This window comes from Synechococcus sp. MU1651 (assembly GCF_023630635.1).
Taxonomy (GTDB): domain Bacteria; phylum Cyanobacteriota; class Cyanobacteriia; order PCC-6307; family Cyanobiaceae; genus Parasynechococcus.
This window is the reverse complement of sequence record NZ_JAKUHJ010000024.1, coordinates 29,714-51,010: the sequence shown is the minus strand read 5'-3', so window position 1 is coordinate 51,010 and position 21,297 is coordinate 29,714. Positions and strand designations below refer to the sequence as shown.

General features: G+C 61.8%; 14 protein-coding genes and 1 tRNA gene. 6 read left to right on the top strand and 9 right to left on the bottom strand.

Annotated elements, in window-relative coordinates; genetic code table 11:
* Positions 1–39: 39 nt before the first annotated feature.
* The 5 genes from fusA to NCN05_RS12285 all read right to left on the bottom strand — a co-directional run bounded on the left by fusA (position 40) and on the right by NCN05_RS12285 (position 5,210).
* Positions 40–2,115: an elongation factor G gene (gene fusA, locus NCN05_RS12305; RefSeq protein WP_250398279.1), complete on the bottom strand. Its 2,076-nt coding sequence runs from the start codon at positions 2,113–2,115 to the stop codon at positions 40–42.
* A gap of 89 nt (positions 2,116–2,204) precedes the next feature.
* Positions 2,205–2,675 (bottom strand): 30S ribosomal protein S7, encoded by a 471-nt coding sequence (gene rpsG / locus NCN05_RS12300; RefSeq protein ID WP_006849937.1) that lies wholly within the window; start codon positions 2,673–2,675, stop codon positions 2,205–2,207.
* A 41-nt stretch (positions 2,676–2,716) separates the two neighbouring features.
* Entirely contained in the window at positions 2,717–3,091 is a 375-nt protein-coding gene (gene rpsL / locus NCN05_RS12295; RefSeq protein ID WP_006850614.1) for a 30S ribosomal protein S12, read from the bottom strand.
* Positions 3,092–3,163: 72 nt separating this feature from the next.
* Complete coding sequence (locus NCN05_RS12290; RefSeq protein ID WP_114987195.1) at positions 3,164–3,490, bottom strand: HesB/IscA family protein; 327 nt, start codon at positions 3,488–3,490, stop codon at positions 3,164–3,166.
* Between the two features lie 34 nt (positions 3,491–3,524).
* Positions 3,525–5,210, bottom strand: coding sequence for a phosphodiester glycosidase family protein (locus NCN05_RS12285; RefSeq protein ID WP_250398278.1), 1,686 nt, complete (start codon positions 5,208–5,210; stop codon positions 3,525–3,527).
* A 102-nt stretch (positions 5,211–5,312) separates the two neighbouring features.
* Between NCN05_RS12285 and gltB the strand changes: the two genes are divergently transcribed.
* Together gltB and NCN05_RS12275 are read left to right on the top strand one after the other, a co-directional pair.
* Positions 5,313–9,914 carry a glutamate synthase large subunit gene (gene gltB / locus NCN05_RS12280; protein WP_250398277.1) on the top strand — a complete coding sequence of 1,534 codons (4,602 nt, stop codon included), beginning with the start codon at positions 5,313–5,315 and terminating at the stop codon, positions 9,912–9,914.
* A gap of 15 nt (positions 9,915–9,929) precedes the next feature.
* Positions 9,930–10,238: a YciI family protein gene (locus NCN05_RS12275; protein ID WP_250398276.1), complete on the top strand. Its 309-nt coding sequence runs from the start codon at positions 9,930–9,932 to the stop codon at positions 10,236–10,238.
* Here the strand turns inward: NCN05_RS12275 and lipA are convergent.
* The gene (lipA, locus tag NCN05_RS12270; protein ID WP_114987206.1) at positions 10,216–11,085 is read right to left on the bottom strand and encodes a lipoyl synthase; all 870 of its coding nucleotides are present in this window, start codon (positions 11,083–11,085) and stop codon (positions 10,216–10,218) included. The two genes, NCN05_RS12275 and lipA, sit on opposite strands and share 23 nt — an antisense overlap.
* 86 nt (positions 11,086–11,171) lie before the next feature.
* Here lipA and NCN05_RS12265 point away from each other — a divergent pair.
* Positions 11,172–11,245, top strand: a tRNA-Pro gene (locus tag NCN05_RS12265).
* A gap of 67 nt (positions 11,246–11,312) precedes the next feature.
* On the opposite strand, the gene cobJ is transcribed toward NCN05_RS12265, so the two are convergent.
* Together cobJ and NCN05_RS12255 are read right to left on the bottom strand one after the other, a co-directional pair.
* On the bottom strand, positions 11,313–13,052 hold the full coding sequence (gene cobJ, locus NCN05_RS12260) for a precorrin-3B C(17)-methyltransferase (protein ID WP_250398275.1): 1,740 nt from the start codon (positions 13,050–13,052) through the stop codon (positions 11,313–11,315).
* A 69-nt stretch (positions 13,053–13,121) separates the two neighbouring features.
* Positions 13,122–14,465, bottom strand: a complete 1,344-nt coding sequence (locus NCN05_RS12255) for a hypothetical protein (protein WP_250398289.1) — start codon at positions 14,463–14,465, stop codon at positions 13,122–13,124.
* A gap of 404 nt (positions 14,466–14,869) precedes the next feature.
* Between NCN05_RS12255 and psaA the strand changes: the two genes are divergently transcribed.
* The 3 genes from psaA to NCN05_RS12240 all read left to right on the top strand — a co-directional run bounded on the left by psaA (position 14,870) and on the right by NCN05_RS12240 (position 20,303).
* The gene (gene psaA / locus NCN05_RS12250) at positions 14,870–17,173 is read left to right on the top strand and encodes a photosystem I core protein PsaA (RefSeq protein ID WP_115010450.1); all 2,304 of its coding nucleotides are present in this window, start codon (positions 14,870–14,872) and stop codon (positions 17,171–17,173) included.
* Between the two features lie 22 nt (positions 17,174–17,195).
* Positions 17,196–19,409, top strand: coding sequence for a photosystem I core protein PsaB (psaB, locus tag NCN05_RS12245; protein ID WP_250398274.1), 2,214 nt, complete (start codon positions 17,196–17,198; stop codon positions 19,407–19,409).
* Between the two features lie 174 nt (positions 19,410–19,583).
* Complete coding sequence (locus NCN05_RS12240; RefSeq protein WP_250398273.1) at positions 19,584–20,303, top strand: DUF3598 family protein; 720 nt, start codon at positions 19,584–19,586, stop codon at positions 20,301–20,303.
* Positions 20,304–20,314: 11 nt separating this feature from the next.
* On the opposite strand, the gene NCN05_RS12235 is transcribed toward NCN05_RS12240, so the two are convergent.
* Positions 20,315–21,271, bottom strand: a complete 957-nt coding sequence (locus NCN05_RS12235; protein WP_250398272.1) for a cupin domain-containing protein — start codon at positions 21,269–21,271, stop codon at positions 20,315–20,317.
* Positions 21,272–21,297: the final 26 nt, after the last annotated feature.

Sequence of the window (21,297 nt, the reverse complement as noted above, 5' to 3'; positions counted from 1 at the left end):
TTTAAAGAATCGAGGGTTGGATTTGGAGGAGTTTAGAGATCAGGAATTGCCCTGATTCTTGGAAATGATGGCCTCGGCCACATTGCGAGGAACTTCGGCGTAGTTGTCGAATTCCATCGAGAAAATGCCCCGGCCCTGGGTCATGGAGCGGAGCTCGGTGGCGTAACCGAACATCTCGGCAAGGGGCACCTTGGCCGAGATTTTGGACGTGCCGTCTTCGACGGACTGGCCCTCAACCTGACCTCGACGGGAGGACAGGTCGCCGATGATCGAACCGAGGAAATCCTCGGGAGCTTCGACCTCGACCTTCATCATCGGCTCAAGCAGCACAGGGTTGCACTTCTTGACGCCGTCCTTGAAGGCCATGGATCCGGCGATCTTGAACGCCATCTCCGAGGAGTCGACGTCGTGATAAGAGCCATGCACCAGGGTGCATTTCACATCGATGAGGGGGTATCCGGCGATCACACCGGATTCGCAGGTCTCCTTCATGCCCTGCTCGGCGGGCTTGATGTATTCCTTCGGAACGACACCGCCCACGATCTTGTTGACGAATTCGAAGCCGGAGCCGGGCTCGCCCGGTTCCATCTCGATCACAACGTGGCCGTACTGGCCCTTACCACCGGTCTGACGGGAGAACTTGCCCTCGCCACCTGCGGAACCACGGATGGTTTCGCGGTAGGACACCTGAGGTGCGCCGATGTTGGCTTCCACCTTGAACTCACGCAGCATGCGGTCCACCAGGATTTCCAGGTGGAGTTCGCCCATGCCGGCGATCACGGTCTGGCCGGTCTCTGAGTCGGTGTTAACGCGGAAGGTGGGGTCCTCTTCAGCCAGAGCAACCAGGGCCTTGGAGAGCTTCTCCATGTCGCCCTTGGTCTTCGGCTCAACAGCCACGGAGATCACCGGTTCAGGGATGAACAGGGTCTCGAGAACGATCGGATCGTCCTGGGTGCAGAGGGTGTCACCCGTGGTGGTGTTCTTCAGTCCGAGCACCGCACCGAGGTCGCCGGCACGCAGTGCGTCGACTTCCTCACGGTCATCAGCCTTGAGCACCACGAGGCGGGAGATGCGCTCCTTCTCACCTTTGGTGGAGTTGAGCACGTAGCTGCCCTTCTCGAGGATGCCGGAGTACATCCGCACGAAGGTGAGCTTGCCGTAGGGATCCGCCATCACCTTGAAGGCAAGGGCGCTGAAGGGGGCGTTGTCGTCGGACGGACGCACCGCTTCGCTGCCATCGGGGAGCACACCCTGGATGGGGGGGACGTCGACGGGAGCAGGCAGGTAGTCGATCACAGCGTCGAGCACCAGCTGCACACCTTTGTTCTTGAAGGCGGAGCCGCAGAGCATGGGCACCAAACCGTGCTTGAGCACGCCCTCACGGATGCCTTTCTTGAGCTCGTCAACGCTGAGTTCGCCGGATTCGAGGAACTTCTCGATCAGCGCCTCATCGGTTTCGGCGACGGTCTCCATCAAGGTGTTCCGCCATTCGGCGACCTCGTCGGCCATGTCGGCCGGCACGTCGGCTTCTTCGATGTCGGTGCCGAGATCGTTCTTATAGATGTAGGCCTTGTTGGCAACGAGATCGATGATGCCGCTGAGCTCACCTTCAGCACCGATCGGAAGCTGGATCGGAACAGCGTTGGCTTTGAGGCGATCCTTGATCTGGCCGTGAACCTTGAGGAAGTCCGCACCGGTGCGGTCCATCTTGTTCACGAACACCATCCGGGGAACGGAATAGCGATCGGCCTGCCGCCAGACGGTTTCCGATTGGGGCTGAACGCCACCAACGGCGCAGAAGACGGCGATCACACCATCCAGCACACGCATGGAGCGCTCCACCTCAATGGTGAAGTCCACGTGGCCAGGCGTGTCGATGATGTTGATCCGATGGTCCTGCCAGGACGTCGAAATGGCAGCTGCGGTGATCGTGATGCCACGCTCCCGTTCCTGGGCCATCCAGTCGGTCACGGCGGCGCCGTCATGCACCTCGCCGATTTTGTGAACCACACCGGAATAGAACAGGATCCGTTCTGTCGTGGTGGTTTTGCCGGCATCGATGTGAGCAGCGATACCAATATTTCTGACGCGTTCCAGGGGGAAGTCGCGGGCCACAGGAAATTCTCCGGGGGTGGGGCGTGAAAAGGCGGAGAGACTCTACAGGCCAGCCATGAACATCTGTGTTGATGGCTGGCCTGCGAGGCTCAGTAGCGGTAATGGGCGAAAGCCTTGTTGGCTTCGGCCATCTTGTGGGTTTCTTCGCGCTTGCGAACGGCGTTGCCAGCCTCGTTGGCGGCATCCATCAGTTCGCCAGCCAACTTCTGGGCCATGCTGCGGCCGTTGCGGGCACGGGAGAAGCTCACCAGCCAGCGCAGAGCCATGGCGGTGCCGCGCTCCTGGCGCACTTCCATGGGCACCTGATAGGTGGCACCACCAACACGGCGGGCGCGCACTTCCACCAGGGGGGTGGCGTTCTTGACAGCTGTTTCGAACAGTTCGAGCGGATCTCCGCCGGTGCGCTCGTTGATCAGGCCGAACGCGTCGGACAGGATCCGTTGCGCTGTCGACTTCTTGCCGTGCTGCATCAGGCGCACCACCATCATCGTGGCGAGGCGGCTGTTGAACTGCGGGTCGGGAAGAATCGGGCGCTTCTCAGCGGCGTTGCGGCGTGACATTAGGGATCAGAACTTGATGGGGATGGGGAAGAAACCGGTGATCACTCCTTCGGAGCCTTGGCGCCGTACTTGGAGCGGGACTGACGCCGGTCTTTCACGCCAGCGGTATCCAGGGTTCCGCGGATGATGTGGTAGCGGACGCCAGGGAGGTCTTTGACACGACCGCCGCGGATCAACACCACCGAGTGCTCCTGCAGGTTGTGACCGACACCGCCGATGTAGGCCGTGACCTCAAAGCCAGAGGTCAGGCGAACACGAGCCACCTTGCGCAGCGCCGAATTCGGCTTTTTGGGCGTTGAGGTGTAAACGCGGGTGCAAACACCGCGACGCTCAGGGCAGGACTTCAAAGCCGGGGACTTGGTCTTGGCCTTGAGGCGTGAGCGCTCAGTGCGGATCAGCTGTTGGATGGTTGGCATCGATGGTCGGTGAGCGGTCGGACTCCCGACCTGATTCGACAATCGACCACGATACCGGGTGACGGTCCCCCCTCAAAGGCGGCTGAAGGCACTGCCGCAGGCACAGGGTTCAACCCCATCGCTGTTGCGGATCAGAAAACCACCACCACTGAGGTCGCCGCGGTAGTCCAGGCAAAGGCCTTCAAGCAATTTGAGCTGTTCTGCAGGGGCGTGCAGGGTCACGCCATCGGCCCTTGCGATCGCAACGCCGGCCAGATGTCCTGCCCGGATGCGCAGCACATGTTGTGCGCATTCGCCAGGCGTGAGATCGAGATGCATCTGCCCCGGCGTTCCCGCAACGGCCGCCTGTCGCCCTAGCTCGGCAGCAGCGGCAGCGGTCAGCCGCAGATTGGCAGCCATGCTCAGTTCCTCGGGGCCCCCACTGTTGCAGGTCTCAGAGGGGGATGAGTCCCAGACCGTTGTGGACTCTTGGGGTGCTGCTTCGCCCATTCATCACGGTGCGTCCGGCCACCACGAGGGTTGTGGAGCTGCCGCCATCCATGTTCAAGGCATCGCGCAGCCCCAGTTGCTGGGCTGCCAGGGCTGTTTCCACAAGGGTGGGATCACTGCCGGCAGCGCCACGCAAGGTCATCAGCCACTGACCGCTCGGCCCCTGGGCCACCACCGTTCTTGGTGCCGCCAAGCTCATGAAGCCAGGGCTGAATCCCTCCTGGCGTCCATTCAGCACCACGTTGCCGTTCTGCATCAGCAGTGGACCGCCGCCCAGAACATTGGGTTGTTGCGCGAGGGGAGAGAGTGATCTTTCGGTCACCTGGATCCGATCACCAGGCCGTGCTGGCAGCGGCGTGCGTCCCCGGGCTACCACCAATTCAGCGTCTTTGGGGATGGCGATGCCGCGTTGCAGGCTGTTCTTGTCGACCGTTGCTTCGACGCGGCCGCCGCGAATCAACAGTGCTTCCTCCTCGCCGCTCAGGGCCCGGTAGCGGGGCCCCCATGCAGGTGTGTAGAGGCTCAGCCCCTTCTGGACGTAGCCGCTGTTGAGTGCCATGAGGCTCCAACGGCGACCGTTGTTCACCTGCAGCGTCTGATTCAGACGCAGCCGGCCGAACTGCAGATCCCCTGAGGATCCCCAAGCGATCACACCGCGGTTCAGGATCGGACCGGACAGCCAGACCCCCTGATGCCGCACGGCCCCCAAGGGGAGTTGGTTGATCCGGTTGAAAAAGCCTCCGTTCACTGCGACCAGTGCCCCGGCGGGTTGGGAGAGCTGAGGCAGAAAACGCAGACCCTGTTGCTGCTCGGCTTTGACCAGGGGCTGAAGGGTGATGCCGAGACGGTTCAGCCGTCCGCCGGCACGGAACACCTGAATCGGTTTCACCCCCACCTTGATGGTGCGTTGCTCCAGGACGAAGCCCCGCCTCAGCCACTCGGCCACGGCTGGGTTGCGGAGGGGGAGACGTGCGCGCTGGACCGGGCGGCGACCACCGGTCTGCACACCATCCAGCACCACCCGCCAAGGGGACGCCAGGCTCAGGCTCCTCAGCTTGGTGGCTTGTCCCTTCAGCACAAGGCCGCCGTGGCGATGCAGCTGTGGCGAGAGCCCCCATGCCTTGAGTTGACGTTGCTGGGTCCGCGACAGCTTGAGCTCCAGCAACAGGTCGCCGTTCAAGCGCTGCACCAGGGCGGGACCGTTCAGGTCCAGCACCAACCGATCGGCGGTTGAACCCTTGCCGCGGCGCAGGTTGTTCACCTTTGGTAGGGGCAGCCGAAGCTCCAGGGTCTTTCCCCTCACTTGGGTGCGGACGCCAGTCGTGGCCAGCCAGTCGCTCACTTCGAGGCCGACTTCATCACCGAGTGAACGGGTCGCCAATGCGGTCAATGCGACCGTTCGACCAAACCATTCCAATGCTTCTCCATCGAGACGGGACACCCGCCGGAAACCCAGACGGGATTCCAGAACCTCCAAGGGCAGCCACAGTTCCTCCGGATCTGCGTCGCTGCCCCGCCAGAGCCAAATCGCTTTGCTGCGCTCTTTCCCGATCAGCACCTCCTCACCGCTCTGGTTCGACACAGGGCGAAGCTCAGGCGGTGGCGCGGGAAGTGGGGCAAAGGCCAGCATGAAATGCCTTGGCGGAGAGGCGCCTGCCTAGGATCGTCCCTCGAGATGGATTCTGCAGAGCTCGAAGCTGCAGGCCCATGCGATCGTCCGGTTAAGTTCCCTATGTCTGACGCCATCCGTTCCGCTGTCTGGCCTTACTGCGACAGCCCTGCACCCGAGGTTGTTGCGGGCGAGAAGGATGCGTGTGGCGTTGGTTTCCTGGCCCAGCTCCAGGGGCAGGCCAGTCACTGGGTGCTGCAGCAGGCCCTGCGTGGTCTGGGATGCATGGAGCACCGTGGCGGTTGCGGGGGAGATGGCGACTCCGGAGACGGCGCGGGGGTGTTGTGTGAAATTCCCTGGTCGTATCTGAAAGCCGTCTGGCCCGAGGCGGCTGCAGCACGGGGCCTCGGCATGATGTTCATGCCGACCGATGCCAGCCGTCGTGCTGAGGTGCGGGGCCTGTGTGATGAAGAGGCCAAAGCCCTTGGCTTGCAGCCTCTGGGATGGCGAACGGTGCCTGTCGACCCTGCGGTTCTCGGGCCTTTGGCTCGTGCCACAGCCCCCGTGATCGAGCAGTGGGTGCTGAATGGTGATGCCGACGACGCAACCTTTGATGGCCAGCTGCTGCGGTTGCGGCGCCGTATCGGTGCCCGTGTGCGGGCTGCTCTGGGTGCTGAGGTGGCCCAGGACGTTTATGTCGCCTCCCTGAGCAGCCGGACGGTTGTTTACAAGGGAATGGTGCGATCCGAGGTGCTGGCGCAGTTTTATGCCGACCTGCAGGACACACGATTTGAGGTGAGTTTTGCGGTGTATCACCGCCGTTTCAGCACCAACACCCTGCCGCGCTGGCCCCTGGCTCAGCCCATGCGGCTTCTGGGGCACAACGGCGAAATCAATACGCTGCTGGGCAACCTCAACTGGGCCAAGGCTTCAGAAGCCAGCCTCGAGAACGTCTGGGGTGAGGCGGCTGATGACCTGATTCCGGTGGTGAACCCTGCCTTCAGCGATTCCGCCAACCTGGACGCCACTCTGGAATTGATGGTGCGCAGTGGGCGGTCGATCACCGACAGCCTGATCACACTGGTGCCCGAAGCGTTTCGCAATCAGCCCGATCTCGACAGCCGTCCCGATGTGACGGCGATGTACGAATTCAACGCGGGCATTCAGGAACCCTGGGACGGCCCGGCCCTGTTGGTGTTCGCCGACGGCAAGCGAGTGGGTGCAACGCTCGATCGCAATGGGCTGCGTCCGGCGCGTTGGTGCACCACCGCTGACGGCTTCGTGATCATGGGATCGGAGACCGGCGTGGTGGATCTCAGCGGCAAGACGATTGTTCAGAAAGGTCGTCTTGGCCCTGGTCAGATGGTGGCTGTCGATCTTGAACGCGGCGAGTTGCTCGACAACTGGTCGGTGAAGGAAGACGCGGCGCAGCGCTTCCCCTACGCCGATTGGCTGCAGAAGCATCGCCGCGGCGTGGCGCCCCAGCCCTGGACCCAGGACCGGCAGGTGGGTGAACTCGATCTGCTGCGGTTACAGACCGCGATGGGGTTCACCGCCGAAGACTTCGATCTGATCATCGAGGACATGGCTGCCCTCGGCAAAGAGCCGACCTACTGCATGGGCGATGACATCCCTCTGGCGGTGCTCTCCGACAAGCCCCACCTGCTTTACGACTACTTCAAGCAGCGTTTCGCCCAGGTCACCAACCCTCCGATCGACCCCCTGCGGGAAAAGCTGGTGATGAGCCTGGAGATGCACCTGGGTGAGCGCCGGCCCGCCCTGAAGCCTCAGCCGGAAGCTGCCTCCGTCATCCATCTGGAGACGCCCGTTTTGAACGAGGCGGAACTGGCGGCCATCGGTGAGCAGGGTTTGCCCGCCAAGACGGTCTCCACCCAGGTGGCTGTGGAGTCATGTGCGGGAGGCCTGCAACAGGCCATCGCGGCGCTGTGCAGCGTTGCGGAACAGGCGGTGCGTGACGGAGCCCAAGTTCTGGTGCTGTCTGACCGGGTCGATGGCACGGGGGCGGCTGCCCCGCTGACTCCCACAACGGTGGCGATGCCGGCCTTGCTGGCCGTGGGTGCTGTTCATCACCATCTGCTGCGCCAGAAGCTGCGGCTGCAGTGCTCTCTGGTGGTGGATACGGCCCAGTGCTGGAGCACCCATCACATGGCCTGCCTGATTGGTTATGGCGCCAGTGCCGTCTGCCCCTGGCTCACCTGGGAGACCACCCGCCACTGGCTGGATCACCCCAAGACCAAGAAGCGGATCGAACAGGGCAAATTGCCCGCCCTGGATGCCAATCAAGCCCAGTCCAACGTTCGTGAGTCACTGGAGAACGGCCTGCGCAAGATCCTCTCCAAGATCGGAATTTCATTGCTGGCCAGCTACCACGGCGCTCAGATCTTTGAAGCGATCGGCCTGGGAGCGGATGTGGTGGAGACCGCCTTCACCGGAACGACCAGCCGTGTTGCCGGCATGACGCTGGCCGAGCTGGCGAACGAAACGCTCTCGATGCACGCCAAGGCTTTCCCTGAGCTCAACCGCAGCAAGCTCGAATTCATGGGCTTCGTTCAGTACCGCAGTGGTGCTGAGTACCACCGCAACAATCCCGAGCTCTCGAAGGCGCTCCACAAGGCGGTGGCTCAGGGCCCTGGTTACGACCATTTCTCCACTTACCAGGCCTTGTTGGAGAACCGACCCGTGATGGCCCTGCGGGACCTGCTGGAGTTCAAGTTGGCACCCACCCCAGTGCCCCTGAATCAAGTGGAGAGCGTCGAGAGCATCTGCACCCGCTTCTGCACGGGCGGCATGAGCCTGGGCGCTTTGTCCCGCGAAGCCCATGAAGTGTTGGCCGTGGCGATGAATCGCATCGGCGGCAAGAGCAACAGCGGCGAAGGCGGCGAAGACCCTGCCCGCTTCCAGATCCTCAAGGATGTGGATGGCGAGGGCCGTTCCGCTTCATTCCCCAGCATTGGTGGTTTGCGCAATGGGGACACCGCCTGCTCGGCAATCAAGCAGGTGGCTTCAGGCCGTTTCGGTGTGACGGCGGAATACCTGCGCAGCGGCAAGCAGCTGGAGATCAAGGTGGCCCAGGGCGCCAAGCCCGGTGAAGGCGGTCAGCTGCCAGGGCCCAAGGTCGACAAGTACATCGCCTGGTTGCGCAACAGCAAGCCAGGTGTGGCCTTGATTTCACCGCCGCCACACCATGACATCTATTCGATTGAAGACCTGGCGCAGTTGATCCATGACCTGCATCAGGTGCATCCCGCTGCTCCCGTGAGCGTGAAGCTGGTGGCCGAGATCGGGATTGGCACCATCGCTGCGGGTGTGGCCAAGGCCAACGCCGATGTGATCCAGATCTCCGGTCACGACGGTGGCACCGGTGCCTCTCCCCTGAGTTCGATCAAGCACGCCGGCAGCCCCTGGGAACTGGGCCTCACCGAGGTGCATCGTTCCCTGGTGGAAAACGGTTTGCGCGATCGGGTTCTGTTGCGCGCCGACGGAGGTTTGAAAACAGGCTGGGATGTGGTGATCGCTGCCCTTCTGGGGGCGGAGGAATACGGCTTCGGCTCGATCGCAATGATCGCCGAGGGCTGCGTCATGGCTCGCGTTTGTCACACCAACAACTGCCCTGTGGGAGTGGCCACGCAGAAGGAGAACCTGCGCAAGCGTTTCACCGGCATTCCTGAGCATGTCGTCAATTTCTTCTGGTACGTCGCCGAGGAAGTGCGTCAGCTGATGAGCCTGCTCGGCGTCACCCGCCTCGAGGAGCTGATCGGTCGCACCGATCTGCTCCAGGCCCGCTCGGTTGATCTGGCTAAGACCAAGGGTGTGGATCTCTCCAGCCTGCTGGCCCCGATCAGCGGCGCCGAAGATCGCTCTTGGCTTCGCCACAGCGACGAGGCCCACGGCAACGGACCGATCCTTGAGGATCAGCTCCTCGCCGACGCTGAACTGATGGCTGCCCTGGAGAACCACGGTTCCATCAGCCGCAGCATCGAGATCATCAACACCGATCGCAGTGTTTGTGCCCGTCTGGCCGGTGAAATCGCCCAGCGCCATGGCAACCGCGGCTTCAAGGGACAGCTCGATCTCACCTTCCGGGGGGCAGCAGGCCAGAGCTTCGGGGCCTTCCTGGTGCAGGGCATGCAGGTTCGTCTGGAAGGCGAAGCCAACGACTACGTGGGCAAGGGCATGAACAGTGGTTGCATCACCCTGGTGCCATCAGACGGTTGTGCCTCTCCCGGTGACCAGGTGATCCTCGGCAACACCTGTCTCTACGGGGCCACCGGCGGTGAGTTGTTTGCCCATGGCCGGGCTGGTGAGCGCTTCGGTGTTCGCAACAGCGGCGCCCGCACGGTTGTGGAGGGAGCTGGTGACCACTGCTGTGAGTACATGACCGGTGGCGTTGTCGTTGTTCTCGGCAGCACCGGCCGCAATGTCGGCGCTGGCATGACCGGTGGAGTGACCTTCCTGCTGGATGAGGAGGGGCGTGTCGCTCCTCGGGTGAACCCAGAGATTGTTGAGGTCTGCACCATCACCACCCATGAGCAGGAGTCGCTGCTGAAGGGTCTGCTGGAACGGCATGTGGCGCTCACGGGAAGTGAGAAGGCTGCTGCTCTCCTGGCCGATTGGTCTGCGGCGAAGGGTCGCTTCAAGGTGTTGGTCCCCCCCAGTGAGCGGGAGGCGATGGGATTGGCTGACAAGCAGGCTGTGGCGGCCTAGCGCCGTCCCCAGTCCGTGGCCTGGTTCGTCAAGACCGAAACCTTCACGGCCGTCGCCGCCGCTCTCTCGGTTGAGCAGCGGCGACCCACCCTGGAGGCTCACCGCCATTGGGTTTCAGAGGAAGCTGCAGCAGGCCGCCATCTGCGCAGCGGCTACCTGGTGGATGGCGACCGGCGTCCGGGCGGCGGGGGTTTGTTGATCTTTGAAGCGTCGTCCTATGCCGATGCCCTGGCGTGGGTGCAGAACGACCCGATGATCCGCGATGGCCTCGTGGACTGGCAGGTGCAGGAATGGATCCCCGTCAGCGGGGATGGCTGGCCATGAGCCGTTGCACTTCGCCGGCGTGGTAGCTGCTGCGGGTGAGTGGTGTGCTGACCACCTGGAGGAAGCCCAGCTCCTTTTCTCCCACTGTTCTGTAGGTCTCGAATTGCTCCGGGGTGACAAAGCGGTCGACGGCCAGGTGCTTGGGGCCAGGTGAGAGGTACTGACCGATGGTGACGATGTCGACCTTGTGTTTGCGCAGATCCCGGAGCGTCTCGATCACCTCTTCATCGGTTTCTCCTAGCCCCACCATCAGGCCCGACTTGCTGTAGGCCTTGGGCCATTGGTCCCGCACCCGTTGCAGCAGCTCGAGGGAGCGTTCATAGATGCCCTGGGGCCGCGCCAGGCGGTACATCCGCGGCACCGTTTCAATGTTGTGGTTCAGCACGTGGGGGGCGGCGGCCATCACCGTTGCCAGGGCATCCCAGTTGCCGCAGAAGTCGGGGATCAGCAGCTCAATCGTGGTGAGCGGTGAGCGTTGCTTTACCTGTTCGATGCAGGCCACGAACTGGGACGCTCCACCATCGGCGAGATCGTCGCGGTTCACTGAGGTGATCACCACGTGCTTCAGGCCCAGACGGGCCACTGCCTCCCCAAGCCGTTGCGGCTCGGTGGGATCGAGCTCGCGCACGCTCTTGTCGAAGTCGATGTCGCAGTAGGGGCAGGCGCGGGTGCAGCCGGGCCCCATGATCAAAAACGTGGCGGTGCCGCCTGCAAAGCATTCGCCGATGTTGGGGCAGCTGGCCTCTTGGCAGACCGTGTTCAGGTTCAAGTCCAGCAGCAGGTCGGCCACGGCGCCGATTCGCTCGCGCTGCGGAGCCTTAACGCGCAACCACTCCGGCTTGAGCACGGCGAAGCATCTTCAATCCATGACCCTAGTCGCTGCTGAGATCTGCCTGGATTTCGCTTCACTGCGATCTTTTAAGATTGCAGAGCCGGGATGTGGCGCAGTTTGGTAGCGCACTTCGTTCGGGACGAAGGGGCCGCAGGTTCGAATCCTGTCATCCCGATTCTTGGTTTGCATGTCACTGCCTGGTCTTGACGGAGGCCTGAGCTATGCCGAAAAAGACTTGGCGCTCATTGGAGACTCGCCCCGGGGTAGCCCCGCGGCGTCACCATCCAGCCATCCTCTGCACGGCTGCTGCTGTTCCCGATCAGAACCAGCGTGAGCATGTCCACGGATTCCGGCTTCAAGCGCTCAAGGCTCGTGAGCTCACGGGCTTCCTCTGCGCGGCCCAGCTGCCGCGCCAGCGTCACCGGGGTTGTGGGGGGGCGGTGTTTCAGCAGGATTTCCTTGGCGTATCCCAGCTGCCAGTCCCGGCCCTTGGAGCGTGGGTTGTACAGAGCGAGCACAAAATCTCCAGCGGCGGCGGCCTCCAGTCGCTTTTCGATCACGGCCCATGGCGTGAGGCGATCGCTGAGGCTCACGCAGCAGAAGTCATGCATCAGTGGCGCTCCGGCCCGGGCGGCGGCCAGCTGGAAGGCTGAAATGCCTGGATGCACCGCGAAGCTGGGCCGCTCCTGCTCGGGTTGCTGAAGCAGCAGCTCCAGAGCCAATCCCGCCATGCCGTAGATGCCGCTGTCGCCGGAGGAGATCAGAGCAACCTTGGCCCCTTGTTGGGCCAAGCGCAGCGCTTCGGCACAGCGGTCCCATTCCCGGGTGAGCTGGCCATCGAATCGGACCTGATCCGGGCGGCGCAGGGGTTCGAGAAGATCGAGGTAGAGGTTGTAGCCAACCCAGGCGCAGCAACGGGAGAGGGCCGCTTTGGCGTCTCCGCTGAGCAGGGACAGATCCCCTGGACCGCTCCCCACCAGATGCAGTTCGCCCCTCTCTGGCGCGTGGGGGATGGCAGCCTCGGCAATGGCCACCGTCACGGCACCCTGCTCACCTGTTTCCGGACGGCTGATTCGCTTGGGCTGGATCAGATCACCTTGTTCGCCCGCAGCCAGCAAGGCCGCTGCTTCAGCCACAGACGCGGTCCCCATTTCCTGGCGCACCGCTTCGGAGGGGTTTGGCACGTCGATGGATGCAAGAGCGTGCTCCGCAAAGGTTCGGAACGGCCATGCCCTGGTGCGGCTTAGCTCTTTCAGGGCAGGTTCATCGGATTTCCGGGCTGCGCTGGCGATGCCGGCGATCGCCTCCTCCGCCAGTCCTGCTGTTGCCAAGGCTTCGGCAATGGCCTTCTCCACCAGCGAAAAACTGGTGTTGCGTTCACAGCCGATGCCGATCCAGAGCGTTGCTGGATGCCACTGGCAATCACCCTGACGGCGCGCTCCGATCACAAGATCAGCGGCGTCTGGCACACCCTCGGGATCGATGTTGTGCAGCAAGGGATGGCCTTCAGGGCCTCGCCAGGCGGTGGATCCACTGCTCTGGTGAACGCTGATGCTGGATCCCTGGGATTGCCGCACTATCAGATCGCGCCAATGGGCCACCGATCCGCTGCGTTTCCAGCCCCAGCCCTCGCCAAAGGCATCCAGGGGGAGACGTCCTTCATGGGCGCAGGCGCCCGTGATCACCGCCTGCCCGCCGAGATCCATGGCGATTTCCCGGGCGCGTTGTTCGGCCCCTGCGGAATGGCCTCCCAACAGCGGAATGATGAATTCTCCTTTCGGGTCAAGCACCAGAACGGCTGGATCCTTCTCCTTGCCTTGGATCCGAGCTGCAATCAGGCGCGTCACTGCGCCCACGGCGCCCACGAACAACACGACGTTCTCTGCCGTCCAGTGCCCATCAAGGGCGGTGCTGATGTCTTGATCGGCTGGCTTGATCCGGTCGATGTGGCCGCGCAGCAGCAAACGCTCCAACAGCGGCATGGCGCTGGGGCTCAGTCCTAGGCCCAGAGCGGGAGCGGCAGATGTGGGGTTCAGGGCAGGAAATCCGGATCAGGGCTTGCGCAAGCGCCCATCGCTGTTGAGCAACTCACGGGCTGATCCTCCCAGGCTGCTGCTTGGCTTCAGCTTGGTTTCCTCGTCGGCTGGGTGCAGAGGCTCCGCTGGCTTCTCCGGGGCGGGGGTGGGAGGAGTGGACCGAGCAGTTTCTGCTTTGGACGGCTGTTCAGCACGTGGCTGTTCAGCAAGCGGCTGCTCAACAAGGGGCGGCTCAGACTCCTGCTCGTCTTTTTCCTCTGGTGCCGCGGGCTGGGGGCCGGCCTCGGGCTTGGTTTCAACCTCGTCCTTGACGACGGCCTCGGCTTTGAGCTCAGCCTGAGGAAGGTCTCGGGGCTGTTCTGTCTTCTCTTGTTTTTTCTCCTCAGGCCTTTGAGGAGGCTCTGGCAAGGATTCGACCACCTCCAGAACGTCAGGCTCACGGGAGCCGCTCAGGCGCGCTAGTTGGCTTTCGGTGAGGCGTGGGCGCAGCCAGCCCGGCTTGGGACCGGATGCAGCTTTCAGATGGATCAGCTGGTTGTTGAAGACCGGTGTGATCGGCTCACCCAGCCCATTCAGCAGTTCCATCTGAATGTCGTGGCTGCCTGCGCCGTTGGATCCTTTGAGCCAAAGGGCTTCCTGGTGATCAACCAAAAAGCTGTCTCCATCAATGCTGATGCGGAGCCGCCAGCGTCCATCGCCCTCCCGCAGGTTTTGCAGCGGAGCATTCCAGATCAGCCAATCCACCAAAAGGGGTTGCAGGCCCTGCTCTCCGGCTGGTGAGACGGGGACCAGCCAGGGGGCATCGCGTTCGGGTTGTGTGCCCTGCAGTTTTTGCCAGAGGTGCAAGCGTCCTTGGATTGAGGCTCCCGGTGCTTGAACGGCTTCTCCCCAGGGGTAAGCGGCCCAGGCGCTGAACCGGTGACTGCCCGCTTCAAGGTCATCGATGCGGACCTCTAGGCGGTTTCCTTTGCTTTCGCTCAGCCGTAGGGGAGCGCGGTTGTCGATTTGGAGCACCACATGGGGGCCCAGACCCAGTTCGGGGTCGCTGCTGAGGGGCCAGTCGTCGATTTCGAAACGCAGCTCAAGGGCGTCAGAGGTAACGATGCTGTCGTTGCTTGGATCGATCAGCCGCAAGGAGGGGCGGTGCTGTTGCAGGTTCTGGCGCAGCTGTTGCACTGCCCCTGGAGGAGCCACTTCCTGGAGCTTCCCGCTGGGAGCTGAACTATGCAGCGGTTTGGCAGCGGACCCTGAATCGCGATTGAAGAATCCAGGGCGAGCATGAACAGGTAAGCCGGCACCAAGAAACAGCACTGCTGCCAGCAGAACAGCCCATATCGACTTCAGGCCAGGGCGATGCATCGGGCATGAACAGATCCGATCATTCTGAACAATCCGCCCTTCACTGGCATAGTTTTAGTTATTTAGGAAGCAAATATGCGTGAAATTGTATTGCCTACCGCTTGAGATCTTTGTTGTTTCGCTGATTCTCAGCCTTCTGCAGACGCCTGTCGCTGACTGGCTCGCCACGGGATTGAACCTTTGTAACTCAGGGCCCTTTAACCCCCTTCTCCGCCCCTATGCTTCCGCCAGCGGTCCCCTCTTTGGGGCCCCAGCTTCAGTGCAGGCAAGGGGTTTCGACCCCTTTGCCGTACTGACGCCCGAACGCTGATTCCTTGCGAATCCTTGTTCGGGGCCCCGATTGGCTTCGGCCCTTCGGAGGGGTGGCCCACCACCTCGAAACCCGTCCCTCGAGGAACGACTCGATGACCATCAGCCCACCTGAGCGTGGGAGTGACGCGAAAAGCCAGGTCGAGAAGGTTGACAATCCAGCAACCTTCGAGCTGTTCGGTAAGCCCGGACACTTCGACCGAGCTCTCGCGAAAGGTCCCAAAACCACCACCTGGGTTTGGAACCTTCACGCCAACGCTCACGACTTCGACGCTCACACGAGCGACCTTCAAGAGGTCTCTCGGCGGATCTTTTCCGCCCATTTCGGCCACCTGGCCGTCATCTTCATCTGGCTCAGCGGTGCCTTCTTCCATGGCGCCCGCTTCTCCAACTATTCCGGTTGGCTTGCTGATCCCACCCATGTGAAGCCAAGCGCCCAGCAGGTCTGGGCCGTCTTCGGCCAAGAAGTCCTCAACGGCGACATGGGTGCCGGTTTCCAAGGCATCCAAATCACCTCAGGCCTCTTCCAGATGTGGCGGGCCTGGGGCATCACCAGCGAAACCCAGCTCATGGCTCTGGCCATCGGTGCCCTGGTGATGGCCGGCCTCATGCTCAACGCCGGTGTTTTCCACTACCACAAGGCTGCGCCGAAGCTGGAGTGGTTCCAAAACGTTGAGTCGATGCTGAACCACCACCTGGCAGGTCTGCTGGGTCTCGGTTCACTGTCCTGGGCTGGTCACGTCATCCACGTGTCTGCTCCTGTCACCAAGTTGATGGATGCCATCGATGCCGGCCAACCGCTGGTGCTGAATGGCAAGACCATCGCTTCGGCTGCAGACATTCCGCTGCCCCACGAGTTCTTCAATCAGGACCTGCTGGCGCAGCTGTATCCCGGCTTCAGTGCTGGTGTCGGTGCCTTCTTCTCCGGCAACTGGGCTGCCTACAGCGATTTCCTCACCTTCAAGGGTGGTTTGAATCCTGTTACGGGAAGCCTCTGGATGACCGACATCGCCCATCACCATGTGGCGATTGCCGTGATGTTCATCGTTGCCGGTCACATGTACCGGACCAACTGGGGCATCGGTCACTCCATCAAGGAGATCCACGAAGGTCAGAAGGGTGATCCCCTGCTGTTCCCTGCCACCAACGGTCACGACGGTCTTTACGACTTCATGACCAATTCCTGGCATGCCCAGCTGGCGGTCAACCTCGCCATCGGCGGTTCAGTGAGCATCATCGTTGCTCAGCACATGTACGCGATGCCTCCGTATCCGTACCAAGCGATCGATTACCCCACCCAGATCGGGCTCTTCACCCACCACATTTGGATCGGCGGATTCCTGATCGTTGGTGCCGGCGCTCACGCCGCCATCGCCATGGTTCGCGATTACGACCCCGCCAAGCACATCGACAACGTGCTGGATCGGGTGCTCAAGGCTCGCGACGCCATCATCAGCCACCTCAACTGGGTCTGCATCTGGCTCGGAGCCCACAGCTTCGGCCTGTACATCCACAACGACACCATGCGTGCCCTGGGTCGTCCCCAGGACATGTTCAGCGATTCGGCGATCTCCATTCAGCCGATCTTTGCTCAGTGGATTCAGAACGTGCACGCCGCAGCTGCTGGCAGCACAGCTCCCAACGCCCTCGCGGGTGTGAGTGAAGTGTTCAACGGCTCTGTTGTCGCCGTCGGCGGCAAGGTTGCCGCTGCTCCCATGCCGCTCGGCACAGCCGACTTCATGGTTCACCACATCCACGCCTTCACGATTCACGTGACGGTGCTGATCCTGCTGAAGGGTGTCCTGTACGCCCGTAGCTCTCGCCTCATCCCTGATAAGGCCAACCTGGGCTTCCGCTTCTCCTGCGACGGTCCTGGTCGTGGTGGCACCTGCCAGGTCTCCGCTTGGGACCACGTGTTCCTGGGCCTGTTCTGGATGTACAACTCCCTGTCTGTTGTGATCTTCCACTTCTCCTGGAAGATGCAGAGCGACATCTGGGGAACGGTGAATGCCGACGGTTCCGTCGCGCACATCACCAACGGCAACTTTGCCCAAAGCGCCATCACCATCAATGGCTGGCTGCGTGACTTCCTGTGGGCTCAGGCCGTTCAGGTGATCAACAGCTATGGCTCGAACACGGCCGCCTACGGAATCATGTTCCTCGGCGCCCACTTCGTGTTCGCCTTCAGCCTGATGTTCCTCTTCAGCGGCCGCGGCTACTGGCAGGAACTGATCGAGTCCATCGTTTGGGCTCACAACAAGCTGAAGGTGGCTCCCGCCATCCAGCCCCGTGCTCTTTCCATCATCCAAGGCCGTGCCGTGGGTGTTGCCCATTACCTCTTGGGCGGAATTGCGACCACGTGGGCCTTCTTCCACGCCCACATTCTTGTGGTCGGCTGACCTCACCTGACCTCTCCCTCTAATGGCAACGAAATTCCCTTCGTTCAGCCAGGGTCTGGCCCAGGACCCGACAACCCGCCGTATTTGGTACGGGATCGCCACGGCTCACGACTTCGAGAGCCATGACGGAATGACGGAGGAGCGCCTCTACCAGAAGCTCTTCTCCACCCATTTCGGTCACCTCGCGATCATCGGCCTGTGGGTTTCGGGAAACCTGTTCCACATCGCCTGGCAGGGCAACTTCGAGCAGTGGGTCGGCGACCCACTGCACGTGCGCCCCATCGCTCACGCAATCTGGGATCCCCACTTCGGTCAAGGCGCCATTGACGCCTTCACCCAAGCGGGTGCTTCCTCCCCGGTGAACATCGCCTACTCAGGCCTTTATCACTGGTTCTACACAATCGGCATGAAGACGAATGCCGAGCTGTATCAGGGTTCCATCTTCATGATGATCCTGTCGGCTTGGGCCCTCTTCGCCGGCTGGTTGCACCTGCAGCCCAAGTTCCGTCCTTCTCTGGCCTGGTTCAAAAACGCTGAATCGCGTCTGAACCACCACCTCGCTGTCCTCTTCGGCTTCAGCTCCATCGCCTGGACCGGTCACCTGGTTCACGTTGCGATCCCCGAAGCCCGCGGTCAGCACGTTGGTTGGGACAACTTCCTCAACGTTCTGCCTCACCCCGCCGGTCTTGGACCCTTCTTCACCGGCAACTGGGGTGTTTACGCCGAAAACCCCGATTCTCTGAATCAGGTCTTCGGTAGTTCCGAAGGTGCCGGCACCGCCATCCTCACCTTCCTTGGTGGTTTCCACCCTCAGACAGAAGCCCTCTGGCTGACGGACATCGCCCACCACCACCTGGCCATCGGTTGCCTCTTCGTGATCGCCGGCCACATGTACCGGACCAACTTCGGTATCGGTCACTCCATCAAGGAGATCCTCGAAACCCACAACCCCCCGAAGGGCACCCCCGGTGACCTCGGCGCTGGCCACAAGGGTCTCTACGACACCATCAACAACAGCCTGCACTTCCAGCTTGGACTGGCTCTCGCCTCCCTCGGCGTGGTCACCAGCCTCGTGGCGCAGCACATGTACTCGATGCCGTCGTACGCCTTCATCGCGAAGGATTACACGACTCAGGCAGCCCTGTACACCCACCACCAGTACATCGCCATCGCGCTGATGTGTGGTGCCTTCGCCCACGGTGCGATCTTCTTCATCCGTGACTACGACCCCGAAGCCAACAAGGACAACGTCCTGGCCCGGATGCTCGAGCACAAGGAAGCGATCATCAGTCACCTGAGCTGGGTCTCCCTGTTCCTCGGTTTCCACACCCTCGGCCTCTACGTCCACAACGATGTGGTCGTTGCCTTCGGTACCCCCGAGAAGCAGATCCTGGTTGAGCCCGTGTTCGCCCAGTTCGTTCAGGCCGCCTCTGGTAAGGCCATGTACGGAATGGACGTGCTTCTCTCCAACGCCTCCAGCTCCGCCAGCCTTGCTTCCCAGAACATTCCTGGTGAGCACTACTGGCTGGACGCGATCAATGGCAACACCGATGTGTTCCTGCCCATCGGCCCTGGTGACTTCCTGGTTCACCACGCCATTGCTCTGGGTCTGCACACCACCACCCTGATCCTTGTGAAGGGTGCTCTGGATGCTCGCGGCTCCAAGCTGATGCCCGATAAGAAGGACTTCGGCTACTCCTTCCCCTGCGACGGCCCCGGCCGTGGCGGCACCTGCGACATCTCTGCCTGGGACGCCTTCTATCTGGCTGTCTTCTGGGCCTTGAACACCGTGGGTTGGCTGACCTTCTACTGGCACTGGAAGCACCTGGCCATCTGGTCCGGAAACGTGGCCCAGTTCAACGAATCCAGCACCTACCTGATGGGCTGGTTCCGCGACTACCTGTGGCTCAACTCCTCCCAGTTGATCAACGGCTACAACCCCTTCGGCAGCAACAACCTCGCCGTCTGGGCTTGGATGTTCCTCTTCGGACACCTGGTTTGGGCCACCGGCTTCATGTTCCTGATCTCCTGGCGGGGTTACTGGCAGGAACTGATCGAGACCATTGTCTGGGCTCACCAGCGCAGCCCCATCGCCAACATGATGGGTTACCGCGACAAGCCTGTGGCACTGTCCATCGTTCAGGCCCGTGTTGTCGGCTTGGCTCACTTCACGGTTGGCTATGTCCTGACGTACGCCGCCTTCCTGATTGCCTCGACTTCAGGGAAATTCGGTTGATTCCTTCCTGAATTAACCCGCGACGAGTCGTTCCTCGTTTCAAACGTCCCCATCCGGTTCGCCGGGTGGGGATTTTTGTTGTCTGTGCTTCGCAGTGGTTCTTTTGGACCGCGTTGTTCTCGTCTTGCTCTGGGCCTTCTCTAGCCTCAGTCCTCGATCGGGATCGGGCTGAACGTGGGCGAATGGGAGCACCTGCAGCGCAACGTTGGTGAGTGGCGCGGCTGGTTCGACAGCCTGGACCGGACGCTTCAACGCACCAAGCGCCAGCCCTCCCTGCTCAAGCTCGAACCGGCTCCCTCCGGTGTGCCACTGAATCTGACCCTGCTGCTCTGGCCTCAGGGAGCGGGATCGAGTTCTCCCCATCAACCGCCTACCGGCGAGCCTGAAAAGCGGATTGTTCAAAGTTTCACGCGGCTGGATCCCGACATGGGGGTCTTCGGCACCGGTAGTTTTTCAAGGGGGACGCTGCACCGCTCCACCTGGACCAAGCTCTATGCCGAGTTCGGGTTCTTGCATGAGCAACGCCGTCATCGCTTGGTGCTGCTTTGGGATGGTGCGGGGCAATTGGATCGGATTGTGCTGATCCGTGAGTTCCTCACCGGAAGTTCAGCCCTGGAATGTCCACCCCTGGAGCCAGATCAGCTGATCGGTGACTGGCGCTGCGACCACCCTTCGCCAGGGGACAACATCTGTTTTGGCGCAAGCGATCTTGATCGCTGGATCTTTTTGCCGGATGGAGGAGCCTTTCTGGCGCCTGCCCAGATTGATCCCCATCAGCCCTTCAACATCGAAGCGCTTTGGCTATCGAGTGCAACGCGCCTCGAGCGCATTTCACGTCGTTATTCAGAACACGGTGCCCTGACCTTGGTGAACCATCAATTGCTCACCCGTTGAGGCTGGGTTGGCTAGGGGGTGTTGCTTAAGTCAGCCCGGCCTCTGTTGCTGAAGGCAATGTCGAGAGTGCGCAGATAGGTGTGCAGGCCGGCATCCTGAATGGGCAGCACGTAGGCGTCGGCGCCGGATTCGTTGTGGTGAGAGTGCCAGTAGCCGGGCGGGGTCACGAAGGCTGCGCCGGCTGCCCAGTCTTCCCGGTGCCCATTGCGGATCATTCCGTTCTCATCCAGCTCGGTGCCGATCATCGTGTAGCAACCCGGTCGGCAGGCCACCGCAAAATCAAGGGCGATTGACTGGTGTCGGTGGGGCCGCTGCACCTGGCCTGCGGGGAGGATTCCCAACATGGCCCAGAGGGTGTGGGTGACGGTGCGCGTCTGAGGGAAGGCGTTGTTTCCCAACAGCACACTCACGCGATTGGCGTTGGCTCCGCGGGGATTGCTGGCGATGGCATCTAACTGCGCGCGAGCATCCTGGTGGCTGTAGAAGCAGGGTTCGAACACCGGTTTCACGGTGCTCACCCCCAGATAACGAAGCAGGGGAGCATCGTGCACCCAATACAGGCCGGCATGCGATTCGCTGCTGTGAATGGCTTCACCGCCAGCCGGAAGCACGAATGTGTCTCCCTCGCTCCAGTGATAAACCTGACCACAGGCTGCAGTTTGTCCATGGCCTCGGGCCACAAAGAACAGCTGACTGGTCGCATCCGCATGGGTGCGCAGGGATTCCTGATCCAGTCGGATGAAGTTGCCGCAGAGTGATGGACCGGTTGCCGGGCCTTCGCAGTGCAAGTCGGCACTCAAATCAAGAGGTTGCAGGGCCGTTCCGGCTTGATCAAAAAAACTGGCCGAAAAGCTGCGGTAGGGGATCGTGCTGATCAGCCCTTGCTGCAGGGGATTGGCTGCTGAGGCGTAATCGAAGAACTGCGCCTGGGAACTGGTTGCCGTTGTCGCCCGTGGGGTGATGGTCATCGTTCCCTCCAGCAGCAGAACCCTTG

Bases quoted from the DNA above. Each gene is read 5' to 3' on its own strand.
- rpsG (WP_006849937.1), bottom strand. From the start codon at position 2,675: ATGTCACGCCGCAACGCCGCTGAGAAGCGCCCGATTCTTCCCGACCCG.
- rpsL (WP_006850614.1), bottom strand. From the start codon at position 3,091: ATGCCAACCATCCAACAGCTGATCCGCACTGAGCGCTCACGCCTCAAG.
- NCN05_RS12290 (WP_114987195.1), bottom strand. From the start codon at position 3,490: ATGGCTGCCAATCTGCGGCTGACCGCTGCCGCTGCTGCCGAGCTAGGG.
- NCN05_RS12285 (WP_250398278.1), bottom strand. From the start codon at position 5,210: ATGCTGGCCTTTGCCCCACTTCCCGCGCCACCGCCTGAGCTTCGCCCT.
- gltB (WP_250398277.1), top strand. From the start codon at position 5,313: ATGTCTGACGCCATCCGTTCCGCTGTCTGGCCTTACTGCGACAGCCCT.
- cobJ (WP_250398275.1), bottom strand. From the start codon at position 13,052: ATGCCGCTGTTGGAGCGTTTGCTGCTGCGCGGCCACATCGACCGGATC.
- NCN05_RS12255 (WP_250398289.1), bottom strand. From the start codon at position 14,465: ATGCATCGCCCTGGCCTGAAGTCGATATGGGCTGTTCTGCTGGCAGCA.
- psaA (WP_115010450.1), top strand. From the start codon at position 14,870: ATGACCATCAGCCCACCTGAGCGTGGGAGTGACGCGAAAAGCCAGGTC.
- psaB (WP_250398274.1), top strand. From the start codon at position 17,196: ATGGCAACGAAATTCCCTTCGTTCAGCCAGGGTCTGGCCCAGGACCCG.
- NCN05_RS12235 (WP_250398272.1), bottom strand. From the start codon at position 21,271: ATGACCATCACCCCACGGGCGACAACGGCAACCAGTTCCCAGGCGCAG.